General features: G+C 48.9%; 11 protein-coding genes. 8 read left to right on the forward strand and 3 right to left on the reverse strand.

Features of this window, described 5'->3' with window-relative positions; translation table 11 throughout:
• Positions 1 to 16: 16 nt before the first annotated feature.
• Positions 17 to 1,087 carry an alkene reductase gene (locus tag B2Q61_RS05455; RefSeq protein WP_290620292.1) on the forward strand — a complete coding sequence of 357 codons (1,071 nt, stop codon included), beginning with the start codon at positions 17 to 19 and terminating at the stop codon, positions 1,085 to 1,087.
• Between the two features lie 68 nt (positions 1,088 to 1,155).
• Here B2Q61_RS05455 and B2Q61_RS05460 read toward each other — a convergent pair whose 3' ends face one another.
• Entirely contained in the window at positions 1,156 to 2,268 is a 1,113-nt protein-coding gene (locus tag B2Q61_RS05460) for a DUF3592 domain-containing protein (protein ID WP_290620294.1), read from the reverse strand.
• A gap of 164 nt (positions 2,269 to 2,432) precedes the next feature.
• Here B2Q61_RS05460 and B2Q61_RS05465 point away from each other — a divergent pair, with 164 nt between their 5' ends.
• Positions 2,433 to 3,227, forward strand: coding sequence for a substrate-binding periplasmic protein (locus tag B2Q61_RS05465; RefSeq protein WP_290620296.1), 795 nt, complete (start codon positions 2,433 to 2,435; stop codon positions 3,225 to 3,227).
• A gap of 18 nt (positions 3,228 to 3,245) precedes the next feature.
• On the opposite strand, the gene B2Q61_RS05470 is transcribed toward B2Q61_RS05465, so the two are convergent.
• Complete coding sequence (locus B2Q61_RS05470) at positions 3,246 to 3,758, reverse strand: malate synthase (protein ID WP_290620298.1); 513 nt, start codon at positions 3,756 to 3,758, stop codon at positions 3,246 to 3,248.
• 263 nt (positions 3,759 to 4,021) lie between these two features.
• Between B2Q61_RS05470 and B2Q61_RS05475 the strand changes: the two genes are divergently transcribed.
• From B2Q61_RS05475 to B2Q61_RS05490, 4 genes are all read left to right on the forward strand, one after another.
• Positions 4,022 to 5,527: a DUF3612 domain-containing protein gene (locus tag B2Q61_RS05475; protein ID WP_290620301.1), complete on the forward strand. Its 1,506-nt coding sequence runs from the start codon at positions 4,022 to 4,024 to the stop codon at positions 5,525 to 5,527.
• A gap of 172 nt (positions 5,528 to 5,699) precedes the next feature.
• Positions 5,700 to 7,769 (forward strand): M13 family metallopeptidase, encoded by a 2,070-nt coding sequence (locus B2Q61_RS05480; protein ID WP_290620303.1) that lies wholly within the window; start codon positions 5,700 to 5,702, stop codon positions 7,767 to 7,769.
• Between the two features lie 396 nt (positions 7,770 to 8,165).
• Entirely contained in the window at positions 8,166 to 10,763 is a 2,598-nt protein-coding gene (gene acnB / locus B2Q61_RS05485; protein ID WP_290620305.1) for a bifunctional aconitate hydratase 2/2-methylisocitrate dehydratase, read from the forward strand.
• 229 nt (positions 10,764 to 10,992) lie between these two features.
• Positions 10,993 to 11,379, forward strand: coding sequence for a YacL family protein (locus B2Q61_RS05490; RefSeq protein ID WP_290620307.1), 387 nt, complete (start codon positions 10,993 to 10,995; stop codon positions 11,377 to 11,379).
• Here B2Q61_RS05490 and B2Q61_RS05495 read toward each other — a convergent pair.
• The gene (locus B2Q61_RS05495; RefSeq protein WP_290620309.1) at positions 11,376 to 14,678 is read right to left on the reverse strand and encodes a sensor histidine kinase; all 3,303 of its coding nucleotides are present in this window, start codon (positions 14,676 to 14,678) and stop codon (positions 11,376 to 11,378) included. The genes B2Q61_RS05490 and B2Q61_RS05495 overlap by 4 nt on opposite strands.
• Before the next feature lie 264 nt (positions 14,679 to 14,942).
• Between B2Q61_RS05495 and glnK the strand changes: the two genes are divergently transcribed.
• Together glnK and B2Q61_RS05505 are read left to right on the forward strand one after the other, a co-directional pair.
• Positions 14,943 to 15,281: a P-II family nitrogen regulator gene (gene glnK, locus B2Q61_RS05500; RefSeq protein ID WP_019675062.1), complete on the forward strand. Its 339-nt coding sequence runs from the start codon at positions 14,943 to 14,945 to the stop codon at positions 15,279 to 15,281.
• Positions 15,282 to 15,292: 11 nt separating this feature from the next.
• Positions 15,293 to 16,564, forward strand: a complete 1,272-nt coding sequence (locus B2Q61_RS05505) for an ammonium transporter (RefSeq protein ID WP_290620311.1) — start codon at positions 15,293 to 15,295, stop codon at positions 16,562 to 16,564.
• Positions 16,565 to 17,255 lie beyond the last annotated feature (691 nt).

Genomic DNA, 17,255 nt, shown 5'->3' on the forward strand with positions numbered 1-17,255 from the left:
ACAAACAGGATATCGCATGGCTAATTTATTCGAGCCGATAAAAATGGGCGATTTACTACTGCCAAACCGGATTATTATGGCGCCGTTAACCCGCTGCCGGGCCAATGTCGGCAGGGTGCCTAATGATTTGATGGTTGAATATTATCGCCAGCGTGCCTCTGCCGGGCTTATTATAACGGAAGCAACCTCAGTTAGCCCCATGGGTGTTGGCTATCCGGCTACGCCGGGCATTTGGTCGGATGAACAAGTTGCAGGTTGGCAAAAAATCACAACTGCGGTGCATCAGGCTGGCGGGCGCATTATGCTGCAGCTGTGGCATGTTGGCCGAATATCCGATCCGCATTACTTAGATGGTGCATTACCGGTAGCGCCCAGTGCTATTGCCGCGCAAGGCCATGTCAGTTTATTGCGACCGAAACAAGCTTATGTTACGCCCCGGGCACTGGCAACAGAAGAGATTGCTGGGATTGTTGATGCCTATAGACTCGGCGCGCAGAACGCTAAAAAAGCGGGCTTTGATGGCGTGGAGATCCATGGTGCCAACGGCTATTTGCTTGATCAATTTTTGCAAGATGGCAGTAATCAGCGCACTGACCAATATGGCGGTAGTATTGAAAACCGGGCCAGACTGATGCTGGAAGTGACCGATGCGGTTGTGTCGGTTTGGGGCGCTGGCCGGGTAGGCATGCATTTGGCGCCTCGTGCTGATGCGCATAGCATGGGAGACTCACATCGCGGTGATACTTTTGGCTATGTGGCACAGCAGCTGGGCAAAAGAAACATTGCCTTTATCTGTGCCCGTGAAGCACAAGCCGATGACAGCTTAGGCCCGAAATTGAAACAGTTGTTTGGTGGTGTCTATATCGCCAACGAAAAGTTTAATAAAGACAGTGCTAACGTGATCATTGGGCGCGGCGACGCCGATGCCGTAGCTTTTGGTGTGCCTTTTATCGCAAATCCTGATTTGGTTGCGCGTTTTAATAAAGATGCTGAACTGAATGCTGCAAGACCAGAGCTATTTTATACTGGTGGTGCTGAGGGCTATACCGACTATCCGGCGCTTGAGGCATTATCGCCGTCACTTTAGATTTTTACCGGGATAATGTGCCTGAAACAAGAAGCCTCCTCATAAACCACTGAGGAGGCGTTAAATATTTAGCTGGCAGTTTCAGTTGACCAGGAGGTGACGACTGTTGGATCTATCAGTCTCGCGATCATACTTGGCAACGCAAAGTAGATGATCAAACAGCCAAGGGCAAAAAGTACGATATCCAGGTTTTTGCCGGAAAACTGGTAAAGTATGGCGGCTGCAATAACCAAGGTGCCAATAATTACACCTATGGCCCCGGCCAGTGCCGATTGTACGCGGGTTTTTGGTGTAATCCGGTGCGCCAGCGCGCCGGGCAGCAAGTTGCTAATGCGTGCCAGTGCATGCTCTTTCGCTGCGACTGAGAGAAACTGCACCCGTATATCGTGTTCAGTCTCGCCATCCAGCCATTCCAGGCTTATCTCATCTTTATAATGTTTACTTTCAAGTAAGGTGACTTTTGTCAGCGGAATCAACGTTTCTTCTGCTTTAACGGCAGAGACAATCTCTGAAAAAGCCGTATTTGATTGATACAGCGCCTGTACTTTATCGACTTTTTTCTTATCAAACTTTGCCACCCGCAAAGTATTGTTGTCTATTTCTGCAAGGCAATTGTCTTCAATATCTAACCAGCTGTTGTCGGTATAAAATCCGGTTGGAAGGGTGCCTTTAGGTTCCCGTATATAAAAGAAGGCGACAAATTTAAACAGGAACAGCATGGCAGGGATCACAAAAAGCGCAGCTGAAATAAGACGCCAGGTAAAACTACTGCTTCTGGCTTTTGTTTTTAAATCTTTTTCAATTGAATTGTGTTCAGGGTTGCCTGGGGAATACCAGATCTCTATCTGCTCAATACCCTGAAGTGATTCATAGTCATAAGCGGATAGCAGCAGTGTTTTCTGATAACTTTCACCATTTACGGTGAATTGATACTGCAGGCTATAGATATTTTTGTAGTCCTGCTCATCGGTTTTACCTGCCTTAATCTGATTGTGCTGCAAACTTAGCACGGTGGCCTGAGCAACCTGATGTGACGCAATCAGCCTGGCGGCTTTTTCCGAACTGAGTCCTTTTAACCATGCCACGGCGCATAGCGCTACCATAGTCAGGATGATAATCGTAAGTCGAAGTTTTGTTTTTCGTTGTTGGGCGACACTTTTGTAACTTGTTGGTTTTTCCATTTATTGTCTTCTTATTATTTTGATTGAAGTGCGGATACTATTATCTCGCCAAATATATTTACCTCAGCAGGCCAATTAAATCCATTTTTATTAACACAAGCAGCATTGTGGTTCGCGAAGCATTAGCTATATTTAGCTGATAGCTAATGCAGGGAGCTAAACGCGTGATTACTGGCGTTTCCAGTATATTGAAAACAAAACGGGTAATTAAACTACACTGCCTGTTTTTGCTGGGCTGCCTGTTGTTTATGTTTTTTCAGCTGCATGCTCAGGTGTTGCGAGTAGCCATACCTGACGAAGATTATCCGCCTTACTACTATGTGCTGGATAACAGTCTGACCGGTTTTTCAGTTGAAACATTGCACGACATTGCCTCGGATCTTGCCATTCAGCTGGAGTTTCAGCGCCTGCCCTGGAGCAGGGTCGTCAACCATGTTGAAACAGGCAAAGCCGATCTGATCCCGGTATTTTACAAAACGCCGCTCAGAATGCAGCAGTTTGAATATAGCCACGAAAGCTATCTGGTTGATCCTATAGTGCTGCTGTGCGCCAATCCGTGCCCCTTTAAATTCGACGGTACCTTAGCCAGTGTGGGCGAAGAACCGGTAGCAACGGTGCGGCAGTTCTCCTATGGCAGTTTGCTGGACGAAATGGAGTTTGCCAGGGCTGATCTGGTGGAGTCTGATAATATGTTGTTTAAGATGTTACTGGCTAAACGGGTAAAGCTGATAATGGCATCGGCTAATACTATCCGTCACTCTGCGTTGTTGCAGCAGGCTGGGGATAAAGTTGTCATGTTGCAGCCAGCACTGGATTCTGTTGAAGTGTTTTTTGCTTTTGGCAAAGAACATGGCATATCGGCTGCGCAGCGCGAACAATTTAATCAGGCGCTGGCGAAATTTAAGCGCGGTGAGCGATATCAGCAGTTGCTGAAAAAATATCAGCTGCAGCCGCGCTAGTAAGTCCGCCAGATAGCATCAGGCCTGATAAGCCCCACCGTCTTTTGCGGTAAAGCATTTTTCACTCTGACAACCTCTGCTAACCTGTTTACCGGTTAACATGCTGAACCACGGCTCGTCAGACTGTTTAGCCTGCAGCTGAATATCATCAATACCGGCACAGTCGTTTTCACCATTACAGCCATGGCGGTTCAGTACCAGCTCGACGTGGCGGCCGTCATTGACCAGTACCAGTGACTCAGGCGCTTCCCGGTGACCACTTAGCGCGACAAACTGCGCCGGGTTTTGCAGGCCACTTTTGCTGCCATCGGCAAAAAATGCCAGCAAATGCTGGAAATACACCATGTAGCAGATAACATCTTTATGCGAGCCCTCGGCCAGCGGAAAAGTTTTATCCAGAAAGCCTTTTGAGTAATCCCTGATTTGCTTCACATGACGCTCGTTCAGCTGATTAATAACGCTAAGCTCGGTCGCCATCCAGGCAGTTTGGTTTGGCGTGTTTTGGCTGTGGGTTGGGGCCAGTGTAGTCATGTTGTTATCCTCGTTTTTGTCGGGTATTGGTAATCTCATAAAGCAGGCTTGGAATCCTGTTGGCGCAGCCACAGAGTGTCTGAGCGGATGCGCCAGCAGGAGCGAGTTGCTGTGGCGAGCACGGCAGGAATTGCAAGCCGTGCTCTGTGCAACTTCATTATTTTCCTGTTCCTAATGAGCTTGTTGCTATCGGTTAAAAACTAGTCTAGGCTAAAAATCAGCATAATTTCACAATAAAAATTTTACAGTGTGAATTTTACAAAATGAAAATAAACAAAAGCCTGCTTAGAAAGTCCCATTTCTTAGGAACCAAAATAAGAAACCTGAGAAAACGCAATAACTTAACCATGGAAGACTTGTCCACCCGCTGTATCCGGGTTAACCCGGATCAGGCGCCGTCGGTGTCGTATTTGTCGATGATAGAGCGCGGCAAGCGTACGCCGGGTATTGAAATGCTGGAGGTCATCGCCGAGGTATTTCAAAAGGATATCGACTGGTTTTTAGATGGTGAAGATGAAGGGCAGGATTTAACCCCGCAAAAAGGCAGTCGCGGCGGTATTAGCGGCATGGCGCTGGAGCCGGGTTTTTTATTTTCTAATGATATTTTGCAAATTGCTATTCCGGAAATGCTGTCACAAACCGGCACCAGCGGTAAGCAGTTTGCGCAACTGCTGATTAGGGCGCATCAGGAACATAATCAGAACCACTTTCCGGAGTTAGAAAGGGCTGCTGAAGAAGTTGGTCAGAAACGAATGCCACTGAGTGTTGATGAATTGATGGTAATTGTGCAGCAGTTAGGATTAAATATCAGCTGGTTTACCGCGCCGCCAAAAGAGCTGTTGGATGAGCTGGGTGTGTTGTCGAAGAATGTTTCAACCTCTTTTTTTACCCCGCCCGCCACCTTGCATTTAAACCGCTTGCTGCAGCAATTTCCCACCCGCTTAAAGTACGAGCTGGCAGTACATATTGGCCATGCCGTACTGCACAATAAAGATGGCGTAAAAAGCAGCATGACCGTGGGTGGCACCCACGATGACGAGATGTCACAATCGACAGATGTTCAACCGCAGGATATTCTGCATGCCTGGCGCGATTTTGAATCAAGCTTTTTTGCCGGTGCCCTGCTATGCCCCAAGTTACCCTTTCGCCAGTTACTGGACCGCCAAGGGTATGAGATAAGCAGCCATCAGCAGGCGGGTGTATCTGCCTCTGTGGCCATGCGACGGATGACGGCGGTGTCACCTTATGCTCATTGGCATTATTTTGATGCGTATACCCCGGGCAAACTAAAGGCGGTGTATCGAGGCAATGGCATACCTTTGCCCTGGGGCAATATGCGTCAGGTAGAAGACCCTTGTCAGCATTGGGCCGTGTTTCGGATGTTTGATGTTGACGGCGTAGCCAGTAGTGCGCAGCTGTCGTTGCTTGATGTGAATGGCACACCACGGATTTACTGCTGCGAATCGACCAAAGTTAATGATTTGGCAGGCAACAATCATGTGCTGTGCGCTGGCATCGATCTTAATCCTGCTTTGCTGGCACAAGGGGTTGATGCCGATGCCATGGCCAGCGAATTAAAGCAGTTATGCATTAATAGCGTTGGTGGTGCCAGAGTGCCGAAAGCTATTCAGACTTCATTAACCAGCGTCGCCAATATTCTGAATATTAATTGGGTTGCCCGCAGCCTGCAAAAACCGGCTCAGCTAATTTGCGCCAGGGGTAACAGCTGTCCTCGCAGTCCACAGTGTTACAATTGCACCAATAACTAATTTATGGCCAAACCACAGCAAGCCAGACGACAATATATATTCTGTTACAACTTGCTTTGGGCAGATATTTGGCTTTGTTCTGCAGCAGCGCTAAGATAGCAGCGATAATGTAGCCCGACCCGTATTTTAATAGCGCTTAGTATAAGCAGTTCGTTATTTCAGGAACATATTAATGAAAAAAATCAGTATTATTGCTGCCAGTGTTGCGCTGGCTTTAGGTTTAAGTGCCTGCAGCGAACCAGCAACAGATAAAGTCCCTCAGCAAGCAGCAGCACAAGTGAAAACACCAACGGTATCCGGTGTTGATAGCCAGTACTTCGATCCGGCAACGAAATTCAGTGAAGATTTCTTTTTAGCGGTAAACGGCAAATGGCTGGCAGAAACCGATATTCCGGCTGATAAAGCGTCTTATGGCTCGTTTCATATTTTGAACGATAACTCGCAACAAGCTGTAAAAGCCATTATTGATGAAGTGTCGGCACGCAGTGATTTAAAAGCGGGTTCGGATGAACAAAAACTGGGCAGCTTTTACAACAGCTTTATGGACGAGGCAACAATTGAGAAGCTGGGGCTAAGTCCGCTGCAGGGGCAATTAGATGCCATTAGCTCGGTGGAAAATAAAGAACAATTGCCGGCGTTATTTGCCCGTCTGCAACGCGATGGCATTGCTATCCCCTTTGGCTGGTTTATCAATAACGATGCAAAAAATTCAACTGAATACGCGGTGTATATTAGCCAGGGCGGCTTAGGCCTGCCAGATCGTGATTATTATTTTAATGATGACGAAAAGTCAGTAAAACTGATTGCTGATTATAAAGCCTATTTAACCGATATGTTCAGCATGGCCGGCAACGCTGATGCTGCCGCTGCTGCAGAGCGGGTGTTTGCTTTGGAAAAAGCGCTGGCCGAGCACCACTGGACCAGGCTGGATAACCGCAATGCCGATAAAACCTACAACAAGATGGCAACCTCAGCGCTGAACAATAGCATGGGTAGCTTTGACTGGGCGGCTTTTGCCAGTGACGTTAAACTTGCAGACGTAACCGAGATTATCGTTCGTCAGCCAAGCTACTTCGAAGGTTTTGCCAACGTATTTGCAGCAACAGACTTACAAAGCTGGCAGGATTATTTAAGCCTGAAAACCATTCATGGCTATGCCGATAAACTGAGCAGCAACTTTGCCGATCGTCGTTTTGCTTTCTATGGCACCACCTTAAGTGGTACCGAGCAACAACAACCACGCTGGAAGCGAGGGGTAGATGCGGCAGACGAGGTATTAGGCGAGCTGACGGGTAAGTTGTATGTTGAGCGCCATTTTACCCCAGAAGCCAAAGCACGGATGGAAGAGTTGGTGGCTAACATTATCAAGGCTTATGAAATCTCGATTAATGAGCTGGAATGGATGACCGAAGAAACTAAAGTAGCAGCCCAGGATAAGCTGAGTAAATTTACCCCGAAAATCGGTTATCCGGATAAGTGGAAAGATTATTCGGCTTTAGAAATTAAAGCAGATGATTTAGTTGGCAACTTTATCCGTGCCAGCCACCATGGTTACGACGAAATGGTGGCGAAATTAGGCCAGCCAATCGATAAAGGCGAGTGGTTTATGACCCCGCAAACCGTTAATGCGTACTATAACCCGGTAAACAACGAAATTGTGTTCCCGGCCGCTATTCTGCAACCCCCGTTCTTTAATATGGATGCAGACGATGCGGTAAACTATGGTGGTATTGGTGGGGTTATCGGCCATGAAATTGGCCATGGTTTTGATGATCAGGGAGCCAAATACGATGGTGATGGCAACTTACGTAACTGGTGGACAGAGCAGGATAAGGGCCAGTTCCAGGCGCGTGGTGCTAAGCTAATTGGCCAGTACAATAAGTTTGAACCGCTACCGGGTGTTAATGTAAACGGTGCAGTGGCACTGGGCGAGAACATCGGTGATTTAGGCGGGATGACGGTAGCACTGAAAGCGTATAAATTATCGCTTGAAGGCAAAGAAGCGCCGGTGATGGACGGTTTTAGCGGTGAACAGCGGTTCTTTATCAGCTGGGCTCAGGTATGGCGCACCAAGTTCCGTGAAGAAGCGCTGCGTCGCCAGTTAAGCACCGGGCCACACTCGCCGGCGCATTACCGGGTAATTGGCGTGTTGCCGAACATTCCTGAGTTTTACACGGCCTTTGATATTAAAGAAGGCGATGCGATGTATATCGCGCCGGAGCAACGCGTAAAGATCTGGTAGTCAAAATCTGCTAGACTACACAGGCTGAGCACGCAACTGCTCAGCCTTTTTAATTTAGTAATCGAGTGCTCGTTTCAGGCTGTCGGTTACAATTCCCGCCCTGGCTCGCCACAGCAACTCACAAATGCTTGCGCATTTGCTCAGACACTCTGTGGCGCCCAGTTCGGGATTCTAACCTCTGCTGCAAGACTTGATTCGTTGTCAGCGAGGTCTGACCACTATAAATAAAAATACAGAACATTAGTTTTTATATTCATGCTGCTTATACCCACTATAAGTGGCGTGGTTAACGGCCCGATGTCAATTTGACCCGAATTTTCATATAATCGCGCCCATTCATTCTAAGAATGACGCCGCAGTAGCAAGACTGCCGGCAACGACCAAGAGGATCATACTGTGCTACAACAATATCGCGAACATGTGGCCGAGCGCGCAGCGCAAGGTATCCCGCCAAAGCCGCTCAATGCCGAGCAGGTAGCCGCTTTAGTTGAACTGTTAAAAAATCCGCCAAAAGGCGAAGAAGACACCTTAGTTGATTTACTGGTCAACCGGGTACCACCTGGCGTCGATGAAGCGGCTTATGTGAAAGCGGGCTTCTTAGCTGCTGTTGCCAAAGGTGAAACCAGCTGCAGCCTGATCAGTGCTGAGCGCGCGACCGAGCTGCTGGGTACCATGATGGGTGGCTACAACATCGAGCCGTTAATCAGCCTGCTGGACAACGAAAAGCTGGCGGCTATTGCGGCTAAAGCGTTGTCGCATACTTTGCTGATTTTCGATGCGTTTCACGATGTCACCGAAAAAGCCGATGCCGGTAATAAATATGCCAAGCAGGTAGTACAAAGCTGGGCCGATGCTGAGTGGTTTGAAAATAAGCCGGCCCTGGCTGAAAAAATTACGGTTACTGTTTTTAAAGTATCAGGCGAAACCAACACTGACGATTTATCACCGGCACCGGATGCCTGGTCACGGCCGGATATTCCGCTGCATGCGTTAGCGATGCTGAAAAATGCCCGTGAAGGTATTACCCCGGATCAGCCGGGTAGCGTTGGCCCGATTAAGCAGTTAGACGAGCTGAATAAAAAAGGTTTTCCACTTGCCTATGTCGGCGATGTAGTGGGTACCGGTTCATCTCGTAAATCAGCCACTAACTCAGTTCTGTGGTTTATGGGTGATGATATTCCATACGTGCCAAACAAGCGCGGTGGTGGTTTTGTATTAGGCGGTAAAATTGCCCCTATCTTCTTTAACACCATGGAAGATTCAGGTGCCTTACCGATTGAAGTCGATGTAAACAACCTTGAAATGGGCGATGTGATTGATATCCTGCCATTTGCAGGCAAAATTGTCCGTCATGGCACTGACGAAGTACTGGCAGAATTCAGCCTGGCCACCGATGTATTAATTGACGAAGTACGTGCCGGTGGCCGTATTCCGCTGATCATTGGCCGTGGTTTAACTGACCGCGCCCGTGAATTTTTAGGCGAAGGTCCGTCAGAGAAGTTCCGCCGGCCGTTACCAAAAACCGATTCAGGCAAAGGCTTCACCCTGGCTCAGAAAATGGTCGGTAAGGCGTGCGGTGTAACCGGTATTCGGCCGGGCACTTACTGTGAACCGAAAATGACGACCGTGGGCTCGCAAGATACCACCGGCCCGATGACCCGCGACGAGCTAAAAGATTTAGCCTGTTTAGGTTTCTCTGCCGATTTAACCATGCAGTCATTCTGCCACACCGCCGCTTATCCGAAGCCGGTCGATGTTGATACCCACCACACCCTGCCAGACTTTATTATGAACCGTGGCGGCGTAGCGCTGCGTCCGGGCGATGGCATTATCCACAGCTGGTTAAACCGGATGTTGCTGCCTGATACTGTTGGTACCGGTGGCGACTCGCACACTCGTTTCCCGATTGGTATTTCGTTCCCGGCCGGTTCTGGTTTAGTGGCGTTTGCTGCGGCAACCGGTGTTATGCCGCTGGATATGCCAGAGTCAGTATTAGTGCGCTTTAAAGGTGAAATGCAGCCGGGTATTACCCTGCGAGACTTAGTGCATGCTATTCCGTACGTTGCTATCCAGAAAGGTTTACTGACGGTTGATAAGAAAGGCAAGAAGAACATTTTCTCTGGCCGTATTCTGGAAATCGAAGGTTTACCAAATTTAACGGTAGAGCAGGCGTTTGAATTGTCTGATGCCTCTGCGGAACGTTCAGCGGCAGGTTGTACGATCAAGCTGTCAGATGCCTCTATTGCCGAGTATCTGGAATCAAACATCGTCATGTTAAAGTGGATGATTTCTGAAGGTTACGGCGATGTGCGCACGATTGAGCGGCGTATTCAGGCAATGCAGGCCTGGTTAAAAGATCCGCAGCTGATGTCAGCCGATGCTGATGCCGAATACAGTGAAATTATCGAAATTGATCTGGCCGATATTAAAGAGCCGGTACTGTGTGCGCCAAACGATCCGGATGATGCACGTTTACTGTCTGAAGTGGCTGGCGACAAGATTGACGAAGTGTTTATCGGTTCCTGTATGACCAACATCGGTCACTTCCGCGCTGCCGGTAAGCTGCTGGATAAATACAAAGGCCAGCTGCCAACCCGCTTGTGGATAGCGCCGCCAACCAAGATGGACCAGGCGCAGTTAACCGAAGAAGGTTACTACAGCATATTCGGTAAAGTCGGTGCCCGCACTGAAATGCCAGGCTGTTCACTGTGTATGGGTAACCAGGCCCGGGTAGCTGAGAACTCAACAGTAGTGTCTACCTCAACCCGTAACTTCCCGAACCGCTTAGGTCAGGGCGCTAACGTCTACTTAGCGTCGGCAGAACTGGCAGCAGTGGCGTCTATTATCGGTAAACTGCCGACAGTGGCTGAGTATCTGGAATACGCTAAGCAAATCGACGCTACCGCGGCCGATACCTACCGTTACCTGAACTTCCACCGCATGGAGCAGTACACCAAAAAAGCAGATAACGTGATTATCCAGCAAGCGGTGTAATCAGCGCTATTGTGTTAAAGGCCTGCAGCTGCAGGCCTTTTTTATAGGTGCTAATTAACAACGAAAAGTTCGCATGCAATAATTGATGAAATATAACTATAGTGGAGCGGGCCTGGATGCTCTGTTGGGGCGACACAGGGTGTCTGAGCGCCGTAGGCTCGAGTTACTGTGGCGAGCCCGGCAGAGTATGCAGGCGCCGCTTGCTGCCAGTTAAACCTGGAATCACAAAATGGAATACGATTTTATTTTTGATCGCACAACCCGCCAGTTCAGCATCCGGCTTGCTGGCGAACATGAAGTGTTAGGCCGGTTTTTGCTGGATGAATTTGGCCAGCAGGCAGATGCCTGTACGCCACTGTTACAGCAACTGAGCGTATTAACGCCCCGGCAAAGTATGCAGTATCAGGGGCGGGAATTTTTGCTGGAAGTTGAAAACGGTGAAGTAACCCTAAGCCACAACAGTCTTTTTTACCAGAGTGCTGATGAGCAGACCGGCCAGTTACAAGCCTTGGCAGAAGATGACTTACAACTGGACCAGCAAGGGATGAACAGCCAGTGTGGCCTGGAAGATTTTCTGCTATTGCTGCGCCAGTGGCAGCAGTTTCTAAAAGATTAATCTGCCGCGACTTTTAATGGCAGCAGCAAGGTAAAGCAAGTGCCTTCGCCAGGAGTGCTGTTGACTTTTACGGTGCCGCCGAGCTTCTGAGTAATCAGATTAAATACAATATGTAAGCCCAGGCCGGTGCCACCCTGATGGCGGTTAGTAGTAAAGAAGGGATCAAAAATTCGCTCGATATACTCACCGCTGATACCAGCACCATTGTCAGCAAAGCGTATTTCTATCTGATCTTTTTGCTGGCGGCAGTTAATGGTGATTTCGCCACTGTCACGGTTGGCAAAGCCATGTACTACGGCATTCTGGGTAAAGTTGGTAATAATCTGGCCAATAGTGCCGGGAAAGCTGTCCATCACAATATTATCAGGGCAGTGCATCTGCAGCGTGATTTTCCTGTTACGCCACATTAAACTCAGACTATCGAGCAACTCATCCAGATATTTGGCCAGGTTAAACTGTCGTTGATTATCTGCCGTAAGGTCAACCGACACCTGCTTAAAGTTTGCTACCAACTGGGCAGCGCGTTGCAGGTTATTATCAAGTAACTGGCCTGCCTGGACTAATTTACTCAGATAGTTATCCAGCTCCTGGCGGCGAATATTACCGCTGGCCAGTTTTTGCTGTAACAACTGACTTTCTTCGGTAACAACACTATTGGCTGTTAATGCCACCCCTAATGGCGTGTTAACTTCATGTGCCACACCGGCGACCAACTGACCTAACGCGGCCATTTTTTCGGTGCGAACCAGCTCTTTCAACGTTGACTCAAGCTGCACCAGAGTTTGCTCGGCTTTGTTTTTGGACTCCTGCAGAGCACGGCTGCGTTCATTTAATGCGTCGGTACGTTGTTCGACCAGCCAGGCCATTTCTTCCTGTTGTTTGCGCAAATGCTTTAACCGGAACCTGTGCACGCCGACCATCAGCGTTAGCACTAATGCAGCCAGTAAAATTCTTGCCAACCAGGTTTCCCACCACAAAGGCTGTACCTTAATGTTCAGGATGGTTTCGTCGCTCCAGCCAGACTCCGCCAGACCAGCCCGTAACCGGAACTGATAATCACCCGGTGGTAACCGCTCAAAGCTGGCGCTGCGTGCTGCGGCATGCTGGGTGATCCAATCGGGTGTCACCGGATCAAGCCGGTACTGAAACTGTACCTGAGCCGTTTCAATAAACTCCCGGGTGGAATAGCGCACACTAAAGCTACGATTATCACTGGCAGGAATGTTTAACTTTGCATCCGGCATGGTGACTGGCTGACCATTTACTTCAATTTCTAAAATGGCCGGTACGGCAACCGCCCCGGCGGAATAGCTTAGCACCTGCTGTGGTTGAAAAAGGGTAAAACCATCCATACCCCCAAAAACGATAGTGCCATCGGCCATAACCGTGCTGGCAGCGTTAATATAGTCGCTGCGTAGCGTACCATGCTGATAACCAAAATTTCGAAAGCCGCTTGTTAAGGGATTAAATACTGAAATGCCGTACGCAGTGCTTAACCAGATATTGCCAGCCAGATCGAGTTCTGCCGCTTTCAGCTGGCCACTGGCTAAGCCATCCACTTCTGCATATTGCCTGAAGCGGACGTTAGCTGGATTATCGAACGATGTTGGCAGCATTAATTCAAATAAACCGGTACCATTGGTTGCCAGCCAGTGACGATGATCAGTGCTTTGCAAATACGCCATCGGGGCTGACGGCAGCGTCAATACCATGCCGTCGTCGCCTGATGCAAGGGGATGCTCATAAATCAGGCTACCATCATTAGCATTAAACCATGATAACCCCTGATAAGAGCCCACCAGCATGTAATGCTGGCCAACAGGCCTGATAAAGGTAATGGCACGGCTAAACGGATATTGAGCAACAATGTGCTGACTGGCTTCATCCAGTATCACCAGGCCAAATTGATCAATTGCCAGCCACAAGTGACTGCCGGAGTCCCAAAGCCGGCGTACCGGGCCAGCTGGCATCTCCGGGGGTAATGATACGTGCCGGTAATTACCGTTGGCCGTTGTCACGGCAATTATCCCCTGACCATGGCCAAACCATATTTCGTTAGTGCGCTTGAGCGCGCAAAAGAAGGTTAAGCCTTTGCTGCTGGTGTCGGCCAGATTAAAGCTTGCCGTCGTTAAATCCAGAGTAAATAAACCATCAGCCGTTCCGGTCCAGATTGTACTGTCACTGCTTGCCAGACTTATCGTCGCCGGGTTCCTGGCGCTGTCCATTAAGGCTAAGTCACGGCTGATACTGACAAACAAATTATTTGCCAGATTAAGACGGGATACCCCGCCGTTCCAGGTACCAACCCAGATGCTGCCATCGTTATCCTGCAGCAAGGCGGTAACTTTACCATTGCCAACACTGGCCGGATTATTACGTTGGTGCTGGTATGAGACCTGCTGTTGCCAGCGCCCGTTTTGCTGGGTCAGGCGACTTAAACCATGCTGGGTGCCTACCCAGATATCACCCTGATTGTCCATGATGATGCTGCGGATTTCATTACTGCTTAAATCATTGTTGTAACTGGTAATCTCAAGTCTACTCCAGCCATCAGCTGTAGATTCCTGCAGCAGCAACCCTTGCCGTTCCAGTCCGACCCACAAGCTGCCGGTTTTATCATGGTACAACGTCATAACGGAGGCATCAGGAAACGGAAAATTACTGGCTGAACTAAACTGCCCGCTATTGCGGTCAAAGCGCAGCAAGCCGCGTGGTGTGCCCAGCCATAACTGACCCGCAGTATCGGCCGATACTGCGGTGATATAACGCGTGGTATCACCGTACCAATGAACCTGGCGGGAAGCTTGATGCCACATGGCAAGCCCCTGATTAGTGCCAATCCACAGTTGTTGCTGTTTATCCAGATGCAGGGCCAGCACCAGCGGCTCTGTATCTCTGCCGTTTTGTGCCAGACGGATGTTTTCACAGGTGCCAGTGACCGGATTAAAGTAGTTTAAGCCATTCAGGGTGCCGACCCAGAGCATACCCTGCTTATCAACCAGTAACGAGGTAATAAAGTTATCGCTCAGTGACTGACTCAACTGCTGTTCGGGCAGAAAAACTTTGATCGCAAAACCGTCATAGCGATTCAGACCACTTTGAGTGCCTATCCAGATATTGCCGCTATGGTCCTGCGCGAGAGAGGTGACAGTGGTTTGCGACAACCCTTGTCCAATATCAATTCTGGCAAAACGTGAGGCTGCCGGAACCTCAACAATTGATGTTGCACAAAGCGGCGAGGTTAGCAGAGCCAGCAAAACAGGTAACAATGAACAAGATAGTCTGAAAACCAAGTACATAATAAAACCTTGGGTGCTGAGGCAACGAATATCGTTGTTATCTGATATTAAGCATAGTCGTAATTGTCCCGGCTGCAACAGTCCGCTGGCGGCATTGCTGTTGCACAGCCAGCGGGAAAGGCTGCACCATCATGGGGCGGATTGCGACTGCTAAAAGTTGGTTAAACAATGTAAGTCCATGTAATTCATTGAAATAATAAAAGTGGCACAAGGTTTTCTTGTCTTTGTTGCAATCGCAGAAGATTAGTACATAAGGAAACCATCATGAAGCTTGTTTGTGCCATCATCAAGCCGTTTAAACTGGACGATGTTCGCGAAGCTATTGCAGACATTGGGGTAGAAGGTTTAACGGTAACTGAAGTAAAAGGCTTTGGCCGTCAGAAAGGGCATACCGAATTATATCGCGGTGCTGAATATCAGGTCGATTTCCTGCCAAAAGTAAAATTGGAAATTGCCGTATTGGACGATCAGGTCGATAGGTTGCTCGAAGCAATTCAGCAAGCTGCCCATACCGGCCGGATCGGTGACGGTAAGATTTTTGTTTACGAGCTGGAACGTGCGGTACGGATCCGTACTGGCGAAGCCGACGCTGAAGCGATATAAGGAGCCCTGTCATGCAAGAACAAATTTTTCACCTACAATATGCCATGGACACCTTTTACTTCCTGATTTGCGGAGTATTGGTCATGTGGATGGCCGCAGGCTTCTCTATGCTGGAAGCTGGCCTGGTCCGTTCGAAAAACACCACAGAAATTCTGACTAAAAACGTCGCGTTATATTCGATAGCCTGCATTATGTATATGGTGTGCGGCTACGCCTTGATGTATGGCGGTGAGTTTTTCTTAAGCGGCATCAACGCGGTCGATGTGGATGCTACCCTGACCAGTTTCACTGAGCGTGAAGATGGCTTTACCGGTGGTGCGGTATATTCAACTGCCTCAGATTTTTTCTTTCAGGTGGTATTTGTGGCAACCGCCATGTCAATTGTCTCTGGTGCAGTAGCCGAGCGCATGAAACTGTGGGCCTTTCTGGCTTTCGCTGTGGTAATGACCGGGGTTATTTACCCGATGGAAGGCAGCTGGACCTGGGGTGGTAACGCAGTATTTGGATTATATACCCTTGGTGATTTAGGTTTCTCTGATTTTGCCGGCTCTGGCATTGTTCATATGGCAGGTGCGTCTGCGGCGTTAGCTGGGGTGTTGTTGCTGGGTGCCCGTAAAGGAAAATATGGCAAAGACGGTAAAATTAATGCAATTCCAGGTGCCAATATGCCGCTGGCAACACTGGGTACCTTAGTACTGTGGATGGGCTGGTTCGGCTTTAACGGTGGCTCAGTGCTTAAACTGGGTGATATCAGCAATGCCAACGCCGTAGCTGTGGTCTTTTTAAATACCAATGCCGCCGCCGCTGCTGGTGCCGTTGCCGCATTAATACTGTCAGTAGTGTTATTCCGTAAAGCTGACTTAACCATGGCGCTAAACGGGGCGTTAGCGGGTTTAGTCGCAATCACGGCTGAGCCTTCAACACCAACGCCACTGCAGGCGACGTTGTTTGGTGCGATTGGTGGGCTGTTGGTTGTAGCATCAATTATTGGTCTGGATAAGCTGAAAATCGATGATCCTGTGGGTGCTATTTCGGTACACGGTGTGGTGGGGTTATTAGGCCTGTTACTGGTGCCCGTAACCAACAGTAACAGCAGCTTCAGCGGTCAGTTGATTGGTGCAGCGACGATATTTGTCTGGGTATTTGCTACCAGTTTCATCGTTTGGTATGTGCTTAAACTGGTGATGGGTATCCGTGTTAGCGAGCAAGCAGAATATGAGGGCGTGGATGCCTCAGAGTGTGGCATTGAAGCCTATCCTGAGTTTGTCTCGTCGGTAAAGTAAGCAGCCTGGAAAGAGTCGGTGGGGCTTTCCGGGAGCGGGTTGGCGATGCAATACCAGTAACAACGGGTAGCGCATCGGCCAACTGAACTTATCCACCAAACTACGTCTATCCTTGTCCATTGTCGAATAGTCTGACGCCCCGTGGTAATTGCCTCGGGGTTTTTTATATCCTTCGTACTTAACGCTGCCGCTTTGTTGACTTCGCTCACTGCAACGTCAATTACTTTGGATATATGATTTGTTGGTGACGTGGTGAAATTTTCTGTGGGCCAGAAAAGCGAAAAGGCCGCAAACATCGCGGCCACTTTCGGTTCTGTTTCAGCTTATCCGTGCTGTTACTCATCCTGAGTAAGTCTTCCCTGGCTCCATCCCGGAGTGTCCAACGGCATCGTGCCGGGTCCTGCTGTCCTTAACTATTACTACCTTGTAATAGTAAACTCATCCTGAGTGGTTCCTGGTTCGTCCCTGTTGTTCTGCGTGTGTGAAGCAAGCAAAACGGCCATCCTGGCGCTGCATCCTGCAATATCGTCCTGATAGTTATGCCCTTTCCTGAGCGTGTCCTTTAATCTTCCTTATGCTATCCTAGCTTTGATTTGCTTCCTGCAAATCTGACTGACTTCCTGTCAGCTGCCATCCGTTGACGAAGATATTATGCAACGAATCACGGTTGGTGGGGACATGGTTTAAGAAA

The sequence above is a fragment of the Arsukibacterium sp. UBA5043 genome, from assembly GCA_002415085.1.
In the GTDB taxonomy this organism is placed as follows: Bacteria; Pseudomonadota; Gammaproteobacteria; order Enterobacterales; family Alteromonadaceae; genus Alishewanella.